Here is a 17,869-nt window from a genome sequence, read left to right as displayed (position 1 = left end):
TTTGAATAAATGTTAGATATTCATGTGTATTATGCTTATTTGAATATATATTTTTAAAATGCCATAAAAGCGCTGCTATTTTAATTCTAGGCGATAAAAAACCAGCCCGAAGGCTGGTTTGACTCAAAAAACAATTCAAGCACGTGTTAAAAATTTGGAGTGATTAACAATGTTGTGCTTTGTATTTAATACGGTAGCTATGCAGTAATGGTTCAGTGTAACCACTAGGCTGTGTTACGCCTTCTAAAACTAATGCAGTAGCGGCTTGAAACGCAATGCTGTTATTAAGGGTTTCTTCGCTTGTTGCCATGGGTGTATAGGCAGTGTCATGCTCGTTTTGTCCATCAACCACTTTGGCCATTTTAGCCATGGTTGATTTTATTTGCGCCTGTGAGCACACGCCATTTAGCAACCAATTAGCCATATGCTGGCTTGAAATACGCAGTGTTGCTCTGTCTTCCATTAGCCCAATATGGTTAATGTCAGGTACTTTTGAACAGCCTACGCCTTGATCAATCCAACGTACAACGTAACCTAAAATACCTTGTGCGTTGTTTTCAAGCTCACTTTGAATATCTTCTTTTGAAAGCGTTTTAGGGTCTGCCATTAGCGGCGGTGTAAGCAGGTCATTAAGGCTAGCAATAGTACGTTTAGCTATACTTTGCTGCTCATTAAATACGTTTATATCGTGATAATGCATTGCATGCAGAGTAGCGGCTGTAGGGGAGGGCACCCATGCTGTATTAGCGCCTGATTTAGGATGCGCTAGTTTTTGCTCCATCATCAATGCCATTTTATCTGGCATTGGCCACATGCCTTTACCTATTTGTGCTTTATGACTCAAGCCACAAGCAAGGCCAATATCGACATTGCGATCCTCGTAAGCCTGTATCCATGGTTGCTGTTTAATCTGTGCTTTTGGAAGTACAACGCCCGCTTGCATAGAGGTATGAATTTCATCGCCTGTGCGGTCTAAAAATCCAGTATTTATAAATACAACACGCTCTTTGGCTGCACAAATACAGGCTTTTAGGTTTACAGAAGTGCGGCGTTCTTCATCCATAATACCCATTTTAAGCGTGTTTTTAGGTAAGCTTAGCGCTTCCTCTACTAAGCTAAATAAAGTGTTAGTAAATGCTACCTCTTCAGGGCCATGCATTTTTGGTTTAACTATATTAATACTTTGCGCGCTTGAATTTTTTATACCTGTTTTTTTATTTAGGTCGTGCAGGGCAGCAGTAGCAGTAAACATCGCATCCATAATGCCTTCAAATACCGGTTGATTGTACACATCGGTAATAGCAGGGTTCGTCATTAAATGGCCAACGTTTCTTACAAACATCATGCTACGGCCTTTTAAAGTAACTGTGCCACCATCAAGTGCGGTGTATGTTTTATCACTTTGCAGAGTGCGCTCTACAGTTTTATCGCCTTTTTTAAACGATTCAACTAAGTTACCTTGCATCAACCCAAGCCAATTTTTATAAATTTGTACTTTATCTTCTGCATCTACCGCAGCTACTGAATCTTCACAATCCATAATGGTGGTAAGAGCGGCCTCTAGCACTACATCTTTTAAGCCTGCTTTATCAGCTTGGCCAATAATGTGGTGGTGATCGATATGTAGCTCTATATGTAAGCCATTGTTTTTTAATAACACTACAGTTGGATTTTGCGCTTCTCCTTGATAGCCAATAAGCTGAGATGGATTAGCTAATGTGGTTTGAGAGCTATCACGCAAGGTAATTAAAAGTGCGCCATCTACTACCGAGTAATTCGTGCTTTCTATATGCGAGCCATTAGTCAACGGCAATGCTTTATCTAAAAACTGGCGAGCGTAGGCCATTACTTTAAAACCACGAACAGGATTGTAGGTATTGCCTTTTTCAGCTCCATCGTCTTCGCTTAACACATCTGTACCGTATAAAGCGTCGTATAACGAGCCCCAACGTGCGTTAGCGGCATTAAGTGCAAAGCGTGCGTTACTTACAGGCACAACCAATTGAGGGCCTGCAGTAAGGGCTACTTCGGGCTCTACATTTTGGGTTTCAATTGTAAAGTTGGCAGGCTCTTTTACCAAGTAGCCAATATCTTGTAAAAAGGCATGGTACTTGGCGCTATTCCACGTTTTATTAGCTAGATGATAGTCATCTATTTGCTGTTGAAGCAGCTCTCGCTTTTCAAGCAGTGCCTTATTTATAGGGGTAAGCGTTTGAACTATATGTGCAAAGCTTTGCCAAAATTGCAGCTCACTTAAGTGAGTGCCAGGGAGTAATTGGCTTTTAACAAAATCAGCGAGTTGTGTGTCTACGCTGAGTCCTGAGTGTGTGAGAGTGTGGGACATAATTGCCCTCCTTAAACGGTCGCGATGTTGTTGTGCGCTTATGCGTTAAGGCAACAATAACGCAAAAAAGCAATGTTGAGTGCTTTTTAGCCATTCATAAAATATATAGCCGTAATAACAACTATAAATTTACTAAATCTAAAAAATGAGCCTAATGTTGATTTAAGCGCTACGGAGCATGAGTAACGTAGCCACTCTCACAACACTAAAATTATTTACACACCCGTTCGAAGGATTTTATTATGACAACATATCAACGCGAAGCAGACACACTCTCAACTCTTTGCCAATCTCAAGGTAGCGCATGGCACGCAATCAACCCTGAATATGCAAGCCGCATGCGCTTGCAAAACCGTTTCCGTACTGGGATTGAAATTGCACAATACACAGCAGACGTAATGCGTGATGATATGGCAGCATATGACGCAGATACAAGCCAGTACACACAATCTTTAGGCTGTTGGCATGGTTTTACTGCACAACAAATGATGATGGCTATTAAGCGCCATCAAAAAACAACTAAGCGCAGTTATGTATACTTAAGTGGTTGGATGGTTGCAGCGCTTCGCTCTGCATTTGGTCCGCTGCCAGATCAAAGCATGCACGAAAAAACATCGGTACCTGCGCTAATTGAAGAAATTTACACATTTTTAAAGCAAGCAGATGCACGTGAACTAGACCACTTGTTTAACGACCTAGATGCAGCAAAAGCGAACGGCGGCGATGTTCAAGCTGTTATTGATAAAATAGACAACTTTGAAACCCATGTTGTGCCAATTATTGCTGATATTGATGCAGGTTTTGGTAACGAAGAAGCAACTTATTTACTGGCTAAAAAAATGATTGAAGCCGGTGCGTGTGCCATTCAAATAGAAAACCAAGTATCTGACGCCAAACAATGTGGTCACCAAGCGGGTAAAGTGACCGTTCCACACGAAGACTTTTTAGCAAAAATTAACGCAGTACGTTACGCCTTTTTAGAGTTAGGTATTGATAACGGCATTATTGTGGCACGTACAGATTCATTAGGCGCCAGCCTTACTCAAAAAGTACCTGTGTCGCAAACACCAGGTGACTTAGCAAGCCAATACAATGCATTTTTAGAAACGACTCCAATTAATGGTGTTGATGACTTAAATGAAGGCGATACGGCAATGAAAATTAATGGCCAGTTATGTAAACCAACTCGTCTAGATAACGGTTTATTCCAATTCCGTGAAGGCACGGAAAAAGATCGTGTAGTACTCGATTGTATTACTAGCTTGCAGTCGGGCGCTGATTTACTGTGGATTGAAACAGAAAAACCACATGTTAAACAAATTGCAGAACTGGTAAATCGTGTAAAAGAACACGTGCCAAATGCAAAACTGGTATACAACAACTCGCCTTCGTTTAACTGGACGCTTAAGTTTCGTGAGCAAGTGTATCAAGAGTGGGAAGAGGCAGGCCGTGACCTTAGCGCTTACCCAAGTCTTGGCGATAATAAAGGCCTTATGGCACCAGAAATGGATGCAACAGAGCTTGCGCAAGCAGCCGATTTACTAGTGCAAAACTTCCAACGCGATGGCGCACGTGAAGCCGGTATTTTCCATCACTTAATAACCTTGCCGACATACCATACAGCTGCGCTAAGCACTGATATTTTATCAGAAGGTTACTTTGGCGATATGGGTATGCTGGCTTATGTACGTGACGTACAACGCCAAGAAATTCGCCGTGAGCAAGCATCGGTTAAGCACCAAGATTTAGCAGGGTCTAACATGGGCGATACGCACAAAGAATACTTCTCTGGTGATAATGCGCTAAAAGCCGGTGGTGAAGACAACACCATGAACCAGTTTTAATTCCTAACTAGATAGTGTTACTCAAGGGCCGATAGGCCCTTTTTTATTGCTTTAATTTTTATTTAGATCAGACTTTAACTAACCAAATCATGTTGGATCACTATTTAACTACCTGTCTCAATTTACAGATCAGAGTTTAACTAACCTTTCATAAAACGGCATATTTGGGGTGATTTTGCTGTAAAAAGCGTTTACGGCAACTTTAAAAGGCGGGTAAGTGACTGATTTTTGATTTAATAGGCAAACTAAACGAATTTATAAACCGATTTTTTACTAACTTCTTTGTGCTATAAAACAAAATTTTACTAACTGAAAGGCTATAAACAGTGACTCAAACCGATTTTTTACCAACTCAAGTTACAAAAAATGTTATAAACCGAAATTTTACTAACTGAAGTTTTAGCTAAGTCCGATATTTAACTGTCACAGAAGTGTAAAGGGGGTTTACAGTTTGAATACTATAGTGGTAAATATAAAAGCCACTTATTTGAAGTGGCTTTTATTTGAGCTATAAATTTATTATTTAGTGTGTTTATCAAACCACCATTGAATATAAGCAACTTTTGTCATTAAGTTTGATGGCCGAGCTGTAATGCCATGTGAAGCATTAGGAATTCGCACCATTGCAGTATCAACACCTTGTAATTTTAATGCCTGATAAAACTGCTCAGTTTCTGAAATTGGTGTACGGTAGTCAGATTCACCAGTGAGCAACATAGTAGGAGTTTTAACGTTTCCAACATAGCTAATAGGCGAGCGTTTCATGTAGTGCTCAATGTGATCCCATGGTTTACCTGGGAACCAATAATCAGCAAAAAACGGGTAAAAATCTGCTGTTAGTACAAAACTGATCCAATTAATAACAGGCTTAGCAACTACAGCTGCAGCAAAGCGATCTGTATGACCCACAATCCATGCAGTTAATACACCGCCACCAGAGCCACCGGTTACAAACAATTTAGACTCGTCAATAAAGCCTTTCGCTATTAGCGCATCAACACCTGTCATTAAGTCATCAAAATCGTTACTTGGGTAATTATGATGAATAGTTTGTGCAAACTCTTTACCATAGGAATCACTACCACGTGGGTTCATGTATAAAACGACATTACCTTTGGCTGCAAACAGTTGAATTTCAGCGCTAAAGTGCGGGCCATAATTAGCGACAGGGCCGCCGTGAATTTCTAGTATTAGCGGGTATTTTTTGCTGCTATCAAATTCTGGCGGGTAGGCAACCCAACCTTGGATTGGTAGCTCATCGTGACTTGATTTAATCCAAATTTCTTCCACTTTAGCCAAAGCTTTGTCACCCAATGCATCTGCATTAAGGGTAGTTAAACGCTGCGCTTTACCGCGTTTAATTGTTGCTATATCAGCAGGGCGCTGGGTATCTGCAAGGGTAAAGGCTACCTCACCATTTTCACTTACATCAAAGTCGCCACCAGAATAAGGGCGACCAAAGGCAACGCTGCCAATTTGGGTTGTTATTATTTTACGCTTGCCACTGCGTGGTTGATAGGCAAGGGCCGTTTGACCTTTATCAGCGTAACTAAAGTACACACCTTTTGAATTTGCACTCCATTTTATTTGCCCAACGCTACGATCAAAATTTGGCGTTAAACTAGTTGTGTTACCTGTTTTTAAATCACGAATATAAAGTTGAGCATTTTCGTAATTAGTGCGTTTATCGTCATAACCTGTGTACGCTAAGTAACGGCCATCGGGCGATACTTTAGGTTGTTCATCAGGGCCATCTCGGTTAGTAATTTCGGTTATAGTTTGCGAGGCCAAATCAAGTTTATAAATTTCATTATTTGTGAATTTTAGCTGGTTGTTTTTATGTCGGTTTGCAGAAAAATAAAGTGATTTACCATCGTTACTAAAGCTTACATCGCCGGCGTTATCAAACTCATCATGAGTGAGTCGCTTGGCATTACCACCGTTAGCATCTATGGAAAATAATTGGCTAAAACCTTTTTGTGTGTAACCGCCACCATCTGAACGGTAATAAACATCATCAATAAATTTAGCGGGTTCTGCCCACGTTGCCCCTTTTGGTTTACCGGGCAGGTTTACGGGGGCTGAAGTTGCACTTGGTACAAACATGCTAAATATTAATTGGCTAGAATCAGGGCTCCATGTAATTGCACGTGGGCTACTCGTTAAGTTACTAATTTTTGCCATAGCACCTGTTTTAAGCCATTTTATATATATTTGGCTGCTGCCATCACGTGTTGATATAAACGCAAGGCGTTGACCATCAGGAGAGAGTGCTGGCGAATAATCCATATGCACGCCAGAGGTTAATGGTTGCATTTGTTTGGTTTTGTAATCAACAGACCAAATATTGCCCACTTTGCGATCTGTTTTTATATCCATACGATTACGCACAAAGTAAACGGTTTTACCGTCTTCGGTTATATCTATCTGATTCGCATATTCAAGGTCGAATACGTTTTCAAGTTGTAGCGTTTGCTCTGTTTGACTCGTAAAACCTGAAAAACTGACTGTTGCCAAAAGCGCAAAAGGGGCAATAAACTTCATTTTTATTCCTTGTTATTAAACAGTATCACATCTGTTATAAGGCAATAATGATTGAAAATAAACCCGATTGCGATGAATGCACATTACTTAGATAATGACTTATTTGAGTAATATGCATTTCAAGGGATTAAGCTAAAGCAACTGCTTGCTGAGCTTGTTCTTGCAACTCTGCCTGTAATGAGTGTGCTATTTCTGCTGACCTTACTGAAAGTATTGAGAGTAAGGTGTCGCTTAAACCATGGGATGATTCTGAACGCCCTTGCAAAAATAACGATGGAAGAAAACGTTCGTCCGTTTTAACTTGATAATTTCGATCAATATCAATGTTTCCTAAATAGGCTTTAATAGGTTCTAACATAGGCGCCATTTTAGGTCGTTGATACCCTGTTGCTAAAATTACTAAATCGTAATTATTCGTGGCATGCTGATTTGATTTTCTATCAAGTACAGACAGCGTTATTTTTCCATTTTTTTCAGATGTTTCAGTAACTTCACTGTTAGGGCAATATGTATGTTGCTCCATCATGGCAACTTTTTGTTGATAAAAAATATTATATATTTGCTCAATCATCGATGAGTCAACAGCTGAATAATTAGCGTATTTATATTCTTTTAATAGCTCTTCTCTTTCTTGCTGCGTTTTACTGAATATAGAGTCTGTTGATGATGGGTTAAAAATTTCATTCACATAGGGACTTGAATCTGCTGGCTTCATCGAATTACCACGCATAATTAAATCAACTTTTGCGTGTGGATAATTATCATCAATATCAATAAAAGCTTCCGCAGCACTTTGCCCACCACCGATTATAGCAATGCGTAAATCTTTTGTTTTTACTGGAATAAGTTTAGCCATTTTTGATAGGTAGTGAGTATGATGAAATACAAGCGAGGTTTGTTTTAGCGGTTTAAAAACTTCCGGTATTAAAGGGGTTCCGCCAGTGCCCATAACAAGTGATTTAGTAAAACGGACCTTACTTGTACCACCTGTATCTGCTGTTGTCACTTTGAGTAATTTTACTTTTTGATTATCCATAACCGGCTCAATAGAGGTAACCTCTTCGCCGTATTGACATTGAGAAGAAAAATGACCCGCAACCCAGCGAAGGTAGTCATTAAATTCTAACCTGCTTGGGTAGAAAGTACTTAAATTTATGAAGTCCACTAAACGATTATGTGAATGTAAATAATTTAAGAAAGAGTAAGGGCTGGTTGGATTTCTCAATGTAACAAGATCTTTCAAAAATGAGACTTGTAGCCCACTTTGGTTAGTAATAGTATCACCATGCCATTGATATTCTGGCTGTTTATCAATAAATAAGGCATTTAGTGTGGTGGAATTGCTTTTAATTTCTTCTAAGGCAATCGCCAAAGCTATATTTGATGGGCCAAATCCGACACCAATGATATCGTATGTAGGTATTAGTGGCTGTGCCATGCTTAAACTCCTCGTTTAAAACAACTTTTATCTGCTACATAAATTTACTTTTGTTTATAAAAATGTGTAGCAGAGGGTATTAGCTGAATAAGGATTCATTAAGTATCCTTATTTAATGAATTACGTTAATTTAGCTTGTTTTTTCAACAACCCAAGGTGAAATGCTTGCTAGTTTTTCACTGGTTTCGGTGAGTTCTCTTTCTGGTGTTGAATCAAGTACAATTCCGGCTCCAGCCTGTAACCAGTGCTGATCGCCTTTACTCATAACACTGCGTAAAACTAATGCTGCGTCAATAACGCCTGTGTGATCTAGTTTTAAAATTGCGCCTGCATAAAGCCCTCTGCTACTGCCTTCGTGTCGTCGTATTTCTGAAAAAGCAGCCAGCTTTTGAATACCAGACGCTGTAACAGCAGGAAATAGGCTTTCGAATGCATGCCAAGCGTTATATTCTGTTTTTAGAGTGCCACAGACTCTCGAAGCTAAATGTTGCACAGAACCTCGCTTTTTTTGAACCATGAACTGTGGTACATGTACAGATTCTGGTTCACAAACTTCATTCATTTCGTCAACTGAAAGTCTCACAGATATTGCGTGTTCGTGGGTTTCTTTTGGATCTTTTAGTAACTCATCAAATATTTTTTGATCTGTTTCTGGATTACCTTCTAATCGTCGAGTACCCGCTAACGGCTCTGTTGTAACTTTACGGTTTTCATCAACTGAAAGTACAATTTCAGGACTAAACCCAGTGATTTTCCAACCAGCTAAATTCATTGTAAATGAACGAGCAGGTGTGTTCATCGAACGCCCTTGAAGCCAAGTCGCAGTGTAATCGGGCGAAAAATGTAGGGGAACCTTACGCGAGAGTATGACTTTTTCTAGTAAACCATTTTTAATATTGGCGACAGACTTTTTGACTGCATTTTTATAATTAATATTGTCTGGTATTTCGACATTTTTGTAAGGAACGTGTGCTCGTACAACTGCATTTTCTAGTATTAAGCGTACTTGCTGCTCAAGTTCACTGGATTTAGATTTAATGAGTGTTGGTTTTTTCCCTAGGGATATCGTTATTTTTGGCTCACAAATAAATAATAACGCTTCTTGACCTGCTTTTTCTTCTTCGGTTAATAGTTCTGGTGATTTCAGGGCATACGCGAATTCAAAACTAGACCATCCGCATGCTTGCCACTCACCATCCCAAGTATTTAATTCTTGCTGTAGGACTTGGCAGAGGTTTTCGCTGTTAACTTGGCGCTGAGTTTTTCCTGCAGAGGTATTAGATTCAATGTGAGTTGCAAATACTGTTATAGATCGAACAATACCCCCTGCAAACCAACATTCACCGTTATCTTCGTAAATTAAATATTCTTTAAATATACCACTGTCGGCTAGAGCGGCTGCTCGTGCGAAGATTAAATTTTGCTCATCGCTTTGGGTTGTGCCTTCATTGGAAAAATTAGTTTTCATAATATCTTATGCTCCTTTTCAAAATACATTTTGCATACACACGGGATTAATTTTCAATCAATGTGTTGCAATAATAACTACAGTAAATAATAATGCAAATTATTATTGTTTATATTTTAGGGTCTGTTTTATGGATAATGCACTTAGGCTAAAGCTTGCGAGAAAATTGGCGGCAACTCGAAAAATAATCATGCCGAATAATAATGTGGACTCTTTATCGACATTAAATCAAAGCTTTACAGTTTCAAAAGCAAAAAATGAGACCAGTTATGTACTTTCTAATGCGCAAGAAAGGATGTGGTTACTTAATCAACTGGACCCACTTTCGTCTGCTTACAATGTTTGTGTCTTGTGGCAATTTAAAGGTTGTTTAGATGCGCGTGTTTTACAGCAAAGTTGTTTTGAATTAGTGAACAGGCACAGTATTTTTCGAACTTCCTATTATGCAGACCCTATTGTTGGTGCTCGACAAAAAGTGCTTGATGAATTTCCTTTGCAGTGGTGTGAATATGATTTACAAGATTTAGATCATCAGACGCGAGAAGTACGTCTTAAAGAAATAGCACAACATGCAAGTACAGAACCTTTCGATCTTGCAACTAAGAGTACACTTCGACTTGCTCTCGTAAAAATGACCGACAGTCATCACACTTTAGTTATGGTAGGGCAACATATTGTTTGGGACGGGGCGTCATTTGGTATTTTTTCTAATGAATTATCAACATACTATAGGCTAATTAAGAGCGGCGAATCTAAACAACGGGCTCCTTTACCCATCCAGTATTTAGATTTTGCTCAATGGCATCGTGAAAAATGGCAACAAGATTCCGAACAAAGCAAAGAGCAGGTTGCGTTCTGGCAAAAGCAGCTTACACCGCTACCTGAGCCTATTGATTTTCCAACTGATTTTCCTCGGGGAGTGAAGCAAAATGAAAATGGTGGCTGGCACAGTGATAATCTTGATCAAGCAACAACACAAACCCTACTTACGTTAGCACGAGAAGAACAAGTTACAACTTTTGAAGCCATTATTGCGGTGATTGCTTTATTAATGACTCGGCTTTCTAGGGCCTCAGAAGTGACGATAGGGACAGTGGCTTCGCATCGTAATTTACCTGAGCTGAGTGATCTGATAGGTAATTTTGGGAATGTTATTCCACTGCGGATTAAGGTTGATAATAAACTTTGTTTTCGTGAGCTGATCCGTGATTGTGCGACACAATGTCGTGCTGCTTTTTCACATGCAGACTTACCCTTTGAATTATTACTTGAAAAATTACAAATAAAACGAGGGGAATCGCAAAACCCATTATTAGACACTATGGTTACTTTCTTAAGCCATGGGATGTCTCCACCCATAATAGATGGCTTAGATGTACATTGGGAAAAGTATTTTAATGGTACAACGCAAACAGATCTCTCTTTTGACGCATTATTAAAAGATAACTGCCTTCAGTTTCAAGCCACTTGGCGTGCTTCATTATATCGACCAAAAACCATACCAAATCATTTAAAACGGTTGCTACAGTTACTTAAACATTGTGTCCAAGAACCAGATATAGCACTAGCTAACATTACCACTGTATTACCCGATGAAAATCAATTAATAAAATGGGGTCAACGCGATGCTTTTGTAAGCCCAATAACAACGCTCGTTGCTTGGTTTGAGAGTACCGTGAGTAAATACCCAAATCGAACTGCCGTTGAGTTAGTTGGCAGTGAAACGATAAAGAGTGTTTTGCAAAAACAAAACGTGCTGCATGACCTCAGTTTTTTAACGCTCAATGCAAGATCAAATAGAGTCGCTAGGTGGCTAGTATCGCAAGGGATTGGGCCAGAAGATCGGGTTGCCATAATAATGCCTCGCCAGTTGGAATGGTTCGTTGTGATGCTTGGTACACTCAAGGCAGGTGCCGCTATTGTGCCTATAGATCCAAATTATCCAGAGGATTACATTAACCGAGTACTTACATTGGCGGCGCCAAATATAGTAATTAATAACGGTGATGCACATTCATTTGAATCAGCTAAAGCGACTGAACTACAAACTAAAACAGTGAGTTTGTTAGTTATTGAGAATGAAGCATTAAGTATAAAAAATAGTGATCTTAATCTTACAAACGAAGAGAGATGCTGGCCATTGCGCTCATCTCATCCAGCCTGTATTACGTTTACATCAGGCTCAACAGGGCAGCCAAAAGGTGTGGTTGTAAAACATGCTTCGCTGGTTAACCTTATTGCTAGTCATAAACACGATCTCTATAGCGAAGCTTCTGCGCTTGTAGAACATAATCAGCTAAAAGTTGGCCATGCTTGGTCTTTGGCTTTTGATGCCTCATGGCAACCTACACTGTGGATGTTTGAAGGCCATAAAGTCTATTTATTTGATGCAAATACGATGCAAGACGCGGTCACTCTTGCCAAAGAGATAATGCTTAAAAAAATGGATTTTATTGAGTTAACTCCCAGTATGCTAGATGAAGTATTACCGTGGTTACAGTCAGGACTTACAGATACAAATGGGCAATTTATTGAACCTCACACACCTGCAATATTGGGTTTTGGTGGTGAATCGGTAAAACAAGAGCTTTGGCAACGTATAAAGAGCCTTCCTGGTACGTTGGGCTTTAATTTATATGGCCCGACAGAGGCAACAGTGGATGCGATGATTGCTAAAACCAATGCCGCTGAAAAGCCGGTAATAGGTGGGCCGGTTGCAGGAGGGCAAGTTTATGTTTTAGATAGTTGCTTGCAATTAGCGCCTTTAGGGGTGCCTGGTGAGCTTGCAATTGCTGGTGCTGGATTAGCAAGAGGATACCTTGATCGTAGTGATTTAACAGCAAGCAAGTTTATTGCTAATCCTTTTGCTGAACAAGGTGAAAGACTTTATCTAAGTGGTGATAGAGTAAAATGGACAACTCAAGGAAATATTGAATACATTGGCCGTATAGACGAGCAAGTGAAAATTAGAGGTTTTCGTGTTGAGCCGCTCGAAGTTGAGTCAACCATTGAGCTGTTAATTAAATGTCCTTGCGCTGTCATTGCCAGAGCAGTTACTCAAAGTGCGATGGAGTTAATTTGTTATATTGAAAATGAAATAGAGCAACTAAGCGATAATCAAGAGGCTAATTTAAACTTAATAGCTCGCTTTCGCTATGTATGTGAGCAAGCTCTACCCCCTCACTTAGTCCCCAAGTATTTTGTAATTAATAAAAAACTACCTAAGTTACCTAATGGAAAAATTAATCGTAAAGCGCTGTCGATACCTGAAGATTTAGGTGTTATTGCCAAAAGAGCCCCTCGCAATGAACTGGAGAAAAAGCTATGTAATTTAGTGTGTGACGTTTTAGGGATTGAGACAATAGGCATTGACGATGGATTTTTTGCAGTGGGTGGCGATAGTATTTCAGTTGTAAAATTAGTCAGCCGCGCTCGTCGAGAAGGGATCCACCTTACTCCTCGTCAAGTATTTAATGCAAAATGCATTGCGAATTTGGTTAAAGAATTACACGAAGTTGATCCCCTCGGAGACAGTCAAAATAGTAAAACGGTTAACCACGATAGTAATGATAAAGGTCAGCTTACTTCAACTTTATTAATGCAGCGCTACCTTAATGCAGCGACACCGCTTGATCGATTTGCACAACTAGCAAGTGTAGTAGTGCCTGAAAGTATGACGGCTGGTGAACTAAAAGAGCTTGTGTATGCTTTACTTAATCGCCATGGGTTGTTGCGAGCTCAATTGGTGCAATCGGGTACGGGAGAGTTATCCCTAAATGTTCCGGTTGAAAATACCCAAACTATTTATTGTGAGCAAACTTATCAACAGTGTGATGATGATAAGTATAGAGTGTATTCTGAAAATGCTGATTTACCCACTTTAGAAAACTCAGGTGTATTATCAGCAGCTGAGTTGGCAAAACAACTATGCAGTAATTTAAGTCCTGAAAATGGTGTTATGGTTGCCGTATTGTTAGTTAAAGAAAATGAAAATAATAACCAAAGGGCTTGGTTTGCCATAAACCATTTAGTCATAGATGCCTCATCATGGCATATTTTGGCTGAAGACCTTGCGATTGTCCGAAATCAGCAAGTGAGTAATGAAAAACTTGAATTACCTCCTGTACCAACATCATGGCGTAGTTGGTCCAATCATATAAATAAATTAAGCCAGCAGTATATACCTGCGCCAAATTCAACCAATTTGGGAACGTTGGCAAGTGCTCACACATTAACTTGGAGCTTGGAACCTTATAATAAAACATGTCCTGCATTAACTGTCGCTCGTAGGTTAGGGCTTCCACTGGCTAGTTTATTACCTGCTATAAGTTGCTTAGCTGCTATTACATCAAAATTAAAACCAGCGCTAGATAATCGCTGCCCTACCTTGGTACTAGAGCGGCATGGTCGAGAAGTACAGGAACCAACACAAGATTTAAGCAGGACCATTGGCTGGTTTGCCCGTGAAGTTTATGTGGCTCTCAATAGTGATGTTTTAAAGACTAAATCGGACGAAATGTCGAGCCAGTTGATAGAAACAGTGTTGCGTAAATGGTGTGGTCAAATTATTCAGCAAGACTCTCCTTTTGTATCATCAAGTGGTGTCGCGCCTGCTCAACAAGGTGTAAATGGATGGTTAGTCGGTTTTAATTTTCTTGGTGATTTAAATTTATCCTCCAATTCAGATTTATGGTCAGTAACTCCGCTTCTTGAGCAGCTCACTGAAGCTTGCTCCGATCATTGGCCGTTACTAAATTCTTTAGATTTAACAGCCTATTACAGCCAACAAAAAGGGATAAAAACACTTCACTTTAATGCGATAGCACCTAGTAGCGAATTGCACCATAGTGATCTACTACGATTTAAAGCTGAGTTAAATAAGCTTTTTCATCAACTACACGACTGTTTTATTGAAGAACAACAACAGCTACAAGCGCAAGGTCTTGTTGATAGTAATAATTTGACAATTAAGCCAGCTACGCCACTGCAAGTTGAAATGCTTCGCCACTGTCATGGACTAGCAGATCCATGGACAACACAAATGGAAATAACTCTTTCTAATCAACACACCCCAGAAATATCTGAAAGTGCTTTAAAAGCAGGGGCCGCGGATCTTCTGCGCCGTCATGACGCGCTAAGATCAGGCTTTTTTGTGAAAACATTTTCTACCTTTACTGCCGATATACTCGAGCCTGTATGGGAAACTTTAGATCTACGTGGTGAACCAAGTGAGCAATATGAAGCATTGTTAGCGCAGCATCGCACAGCATGGTACCAATATCGCTTTGAATTTGATGCTCCGCCACTCATGCGATTTTTATCTATACGTATAAGTGATAGTCAGTGGCTAATTTTGATTCATTGTCATCACTTACTGCTTGATGGTTGGTCAGCCCCTCGAATTTTGCAAGAGTGGCTTGGAGGGGTGAGTGCTGAAGCCACTTTAGCTTATCCAAATTTACATTGGGGTCAATATCTTGATTGGTTACAAAAACAAGACCCGACAATAGCTTGTCAATATTGGAATAAAGCGCTGAATGGTTTCAAAGCCCCTTCATTATTGTGCCCGACAAGACAGCAACGATTTCCTTCACAAGAATTATCTAGTGTGCTTTGTGCTGCTGTAAACACAGATGTTAAAGCATTAGCTGCAAAGATTAATGTATCTACGGCCATGCTATTTCAATTGGCATGGGCTAAAACAGTGGGTAATGCACTTAATCAGGACGATGTCGTATTTGGTTTATTTGATTCTGGTCGTGCAGCGTCGTTAGCAGGTATTGAAACGCTTGTTGGATTGGTTACTCAGTTAGTACCAATACGGATTAAGACCGATCCTTTGAGTAGTCCAATTGCGTTGTTGCAGCAGTTGCAAACTGAACAATTTGAATGGCAAGCGTTAGCTCCGGTTAGGTTGGATAATTTGGAGGCGACTCATCGTTTTGGTGAATTTTTTGATACTTTATTAGTTATTGAAAATGCCCTTGATGCGGATACACAAACCGCAGATCCAATTAAACAAGTCGATTCATATCAAGGATTTACATTACCAGTTGCATTGGCAGGATTGAAGGATGTTAAGTGGCAAGATTCGGTTGGCCAAGCCGCTGCTTTATTTATCTACCCTGGTGCAACAACCAAGATCCGTTTGAGCTTTGACCCGCATGCAGTGGGCAAAAAACGTAGCGTTCAGCTATTAACTGATTTTGAGTTCTATTTGCAAGAAGTTGTCGATAGTTGTAACAAATTCAGTCATGAAGCCGCAAATTCTGCGCAACTTAATAACAGCGAATTAAACCCCCTATCAACAATCTCTTTGGAGTTAAATCATGAGTGAAAATATTTTCGATGATGAATCAATGGCATTTGTAGTTCTTATCAATCATGAAAAACAGTATTCGTTATGGCCTGAAGTATTAACTATTCCTTCTGGTTGGGAGCAGGTTTTTGGCCCTCAAACACGTGATACTTGTTTGAGTTGGCTAAATGATAATTGGACAGATTTACGTCCTAAATCACTCATAGAGATGGATGGGAATTAATATGGATCAGATTAACAAAGGGATGCCAGCAGGTACAGCATGCCTGTATCAATCCTTTGCTGAACAAGCCGTTATGCACCCTAATCGCATCGCCGTTAGTGATGAACATAGCTCCTTGACATATAAAGCGCTTAAACAAAAAGCTGATTTGGCATCACATCGACTTTATGCAAGTGGTGTTCGTACAGGAAACTGCGTGGCTTTAATACTGCCTAGAAACTGTGAGCAAATTATTCACGTGTTAGCAATATTGCAACTTGGAGCGTGCTATGTGCCGATTGATCCCGACTACCCTAAAGAAAGGATCGATTGGATAATTGCTTGTAGTCAGCCTAGCGCAATTGTTACTCAGCGAGAGTTGAGCAAGACACTTTGGGGTAACGATTCACTTACTAAAGCTATGAGTCATTTGTTGTTTGTCGAGGACCAATTTAACTTTGTTCCAGATGAGCACGAGAAACCTGTTTACAGAGCCGCAGGTGCTTTCGCTTATATTATTTTTACTTCAGGGTTGACGGGAAACCCTAAGGGAGTTGTTGTAGGGCATCAGCAAGTTCTGGCCTTAATTAATGCGGCAATGCCTTTATTAGATGCAACACATACTGATGTTTGGGCTTTGTTTCATTCACTGGCTTTTGATTTTTCAGTGTGGGAAGTGTGGGGAGCTTTGACCACAGGAGCCAAGCTAACGATTATTCCAAAAAGTGTAATTTGGTCACCAGACGCCTTAGTGCAATATTTGAGAGCAGAAAAGGTCACTATTCTGAATCAAACGCCTTCAGCATTTTATGCCTTAATTGACGCAGAAAGTAAGGCTCTAAAAATGAGTGAGCAACCACTATGCTTGCGCAAAGTAGTCTTTGGTGGTGAAGCACTTAATTTGGATAAAGTAAAAAAATGGTGGCAGCTTTACCCTTGCGAAACATTGCAATTGATAAACATGTACGGGATCACAGAGACAACGGTGCACGTAACATGGCTAACACTAAGTGATTCACTTTGTGGCACTGAAAATAGTCCAATAGGTGAAGGACTATCTAGTTTGGAGGTGCTTTTACTTGATGAGAATTTAGAAAAAGTGGCTGATGGTGAAATTGGTGAAATTTATGTAGCAGGAGATCAAGTGGCATTCGGTTACATCAATCGCCCTGATCTAACCGCGATGCGATTTGTTGCCAGTCCTTTTCACACTGGGAAGCGGATGTATCGTTCGGGTGACTTAGCGAAGCAAATTGATGGTCAACTCTTTTATTTTGGTCGCGCAGACAGGCAATTGAAAGTAAGGGGATTTCGTATTGAGCCGAGTGAAATAGAAGTTGTTTTAGAATCTCATGCAAAGATACAAAGAGCAGCCGTGATAGCAAAACCATGCCTCGACAGTGGTTTATCAGATGGCTTAATTGCTATTTTAATCGCGACAGAGGAATCATTTACCGCACAGCCAATAGCAACATTGAGAAATTATCTATCTCAGCTTCTCCCTGTTCACTATTTACCTTCAGACTTTCTATTTGTTAAAAAATTCCCGCTAACAGTAAATGGAAAACTGGATGAGAAAGCGTTACTTATGCAGTGGCAAGCAAATCAAAAAAGTACTTCTTCTTTGCATCAACAGCGGCTAGAGCTGCTGCGTTTGAAGCAACAAGACATCCTCGCCAAGTCAACAACATGATTTGGTAAAGACAAACA

The 17,869-nt window shown here is 40.0% G+C and carries 8 protein-coding genes; 4 read left to right on the top strand and 4 right to left on the bottom strand.

What is annotated here, in order from left to right; all coding sequences use genetic code 11:
• Positions 1-163 precede the first annotated feature (163 nt).
• Positions 164-2,344 carry a malate synthase G gene (locus tag AC0VZ4_RS24640; RefSeq protein ID WP_475441923.1) on the bottom strand — a complete coding sequence of 727 codons (2,181 nt, stop codon included), beginning with the start codon at positions 2,342-2,344 and terminating at the stop codon, positions 164-166.
• A gap of 242 nt (positions 2,345-2,586) precedes the next feature.
• Between AC0VZ4_RS24640 and AC0VZ4_RS24635 the strand changes: the two genes are divergently transcribed.
• On the top strand, positions 2,587-4,188 hold the full coding sequence (locus AC0VZ4_RS24635) for an isocitrate lyase (RefSeq protein ID WP_475441922.1): 1,602 nt from the start codon (positions 2,587-2,589) through the stop codon (positions 4,186-4,188).
• Positions 4,189-4,707: 519 nt separating this feature from the next.
• Here the strand turns inward: AC0VZ4_RS24635 and AC0VZ4_RS24630 are convergent.
• From AC0VZ4_RS24630 to AC0VZ4_RS24620, 3 genes are all read right to left on the bottom strand, one after another.
• Positions 4,708-6,732 (bottom strand): S9 family peptidase, encoded by a 2,025-nt coding sequence (locus tag AC0VZ4_RS24630; protein WP_475441921.1) that lies wholly within the window; start codon positions 6,730-6,732, stop codon positions 4,708-4,710.
• Positions 6,733-6,859: 127 nt separating this feature from the next.
• Entirely contained in the window at positions 6,860-8,170 is a 1,311-nt protein-coding gene (locus AC0VZ4_RS24625) for a lysine N(6)-hydroxylase/L-ornithine N(5)-oxygenase family protein (protein WP_475441920.1), read from the bottom strand.
• A 130-nt stretch (positions 8,171-8,300) separates the two neighbouring features.
• Positions 8,301-9,638, bottom strand: coding sequence for a salicylate synthase (locus AC0VZ4_RS24620; protein ID WP_475441919.1), 1,338 nt, complete (start codon positions 9,636-9,638; stop codon positions 8,301-8,303).
• A gap of 130 nt (positions 9,639-9,768) precedes the next feature.
• Here AC0VZ4_RS24620 and AC0VZ4_RS24615 point away from each other — a divergent pair, with 130 nt between their 5' ends.
• The 3 genes from AC0VZ4_RS24615 to AC0VZ4_RS24605 are packed head-to-tail and all read left to right on the top strand — an operon-like array spanning position 9,769 to position 17,852.
• Positions 9,769-15,975 (top strand): amino acid adenylation domain-containing protein, encoded by a 6,207-nt coding sequence (locus tag AC0VZ4_RS24615; RefSeq protein WP_475441918.1) that lies wholly within the window; start codon positions 9,769-9,771, stop codon positions 15,973-15,975.
• The gene (locus AC0VZ4_RS24610; RefSeq protein ID WP_008139329.1) at positions 15,968-16,180 is read left to right on the top strand and encodes an MbtH family protein; all 213 of its coding nucleotides are present in this window, start codon (positions 15,968-15,970) and stop codon (positions 16,178-16,180) included. The genes AC0VZ4_RS24615 and AC0VZ4_RS24610 overlap by 8 nt, the downstream gene beginning before the upstream one ends.
• 1 nt (position 16,181) lies before the next feature.
• Positions 16,182-17,852: an amino acid adenylation domain-containing protein gene (locus AC0VZ4_RS24605; RefSeq protein WP_475441917.1), complete on the top strand. Its 1,671-nt coding sequence runs from the start codon at positions 16,182-16,184 to the stop codon at positions 17,850-17,852.
• The last annotated feature ends 17 nt before the right edge of the window (positions 17,853-17,869 follow it).

Source organism: Pseudoalteromonas sp. QJM3NY_22 (assembly GCF_056173065.1).
This window is presented reverse-complemented; position numbering and strand designations above follow the sequence as displayed.

What these genes read in the sequence shown, in the direction of transcription:
- AC0VZ4_RS24640 (WP_475441923.1), bottom strand. Translation starts at nt 2,344, where the DNA reads ATGTCCCACACTCTCACACACTCAGGACTCAGCGTAGACACACAACTC.
- AC0VZ4_RS24635 (WP_475441922.1), top strand. Translation starts at nt 2,587, where the DNA reads ATGACAACATATCAACGCGAAGCAGACACACTCTCAACTCTTTGCCAA.
- AC0VZ4_RS24630 (WP_475441921.1), bottom strand. Translation starts at nt 6,732, where the DNA reads ATGAAGTTTATTGCCCCTTTTGCGCTTTTGGCAACAGTCAGTTTTTCA.
- AC0VZ4_RS24625 (WP_475441920.1), bottom strand. Translation starts at nt 8,170, where the DNA reads ATGGCACAGCCACTAATACCTACATACGATATCATTGGTGTCGGATTT.
- AC0VZ4_RS24620 (WP_475441919.1), bottom strand. Translation starts at nt 9,638, where the DNA reads ATGAAAACTAATTTTTCCAATGAAGGCACAACCCAAAGCGATGAGCAA.
- AC0VZ4_RS24615 (WP_475441918.1), top strand. Translation starts at nt 9,769, where the DNA reads ATGGATAATGCACTTAGGCTAAAGCTTGCGAGAAAATTGGCGGCAACT.
- AC0VZ4_RS24610 (WP_008139329.1), top strand. Translation starts at nt 15,968, where the DNA reads ATGAGTGAAAATATTTTCGATGATGAATCAATGGCATTTGTAGTTCTT.
- AC0VZ4_RS24605 (WP_475441917.1), top strand. Translation starts at nt 16,182, where the DNA reads ATGGATCAGATTAACAAAGGGATGCCAGCAGGTACAGCATGCCTGTAT.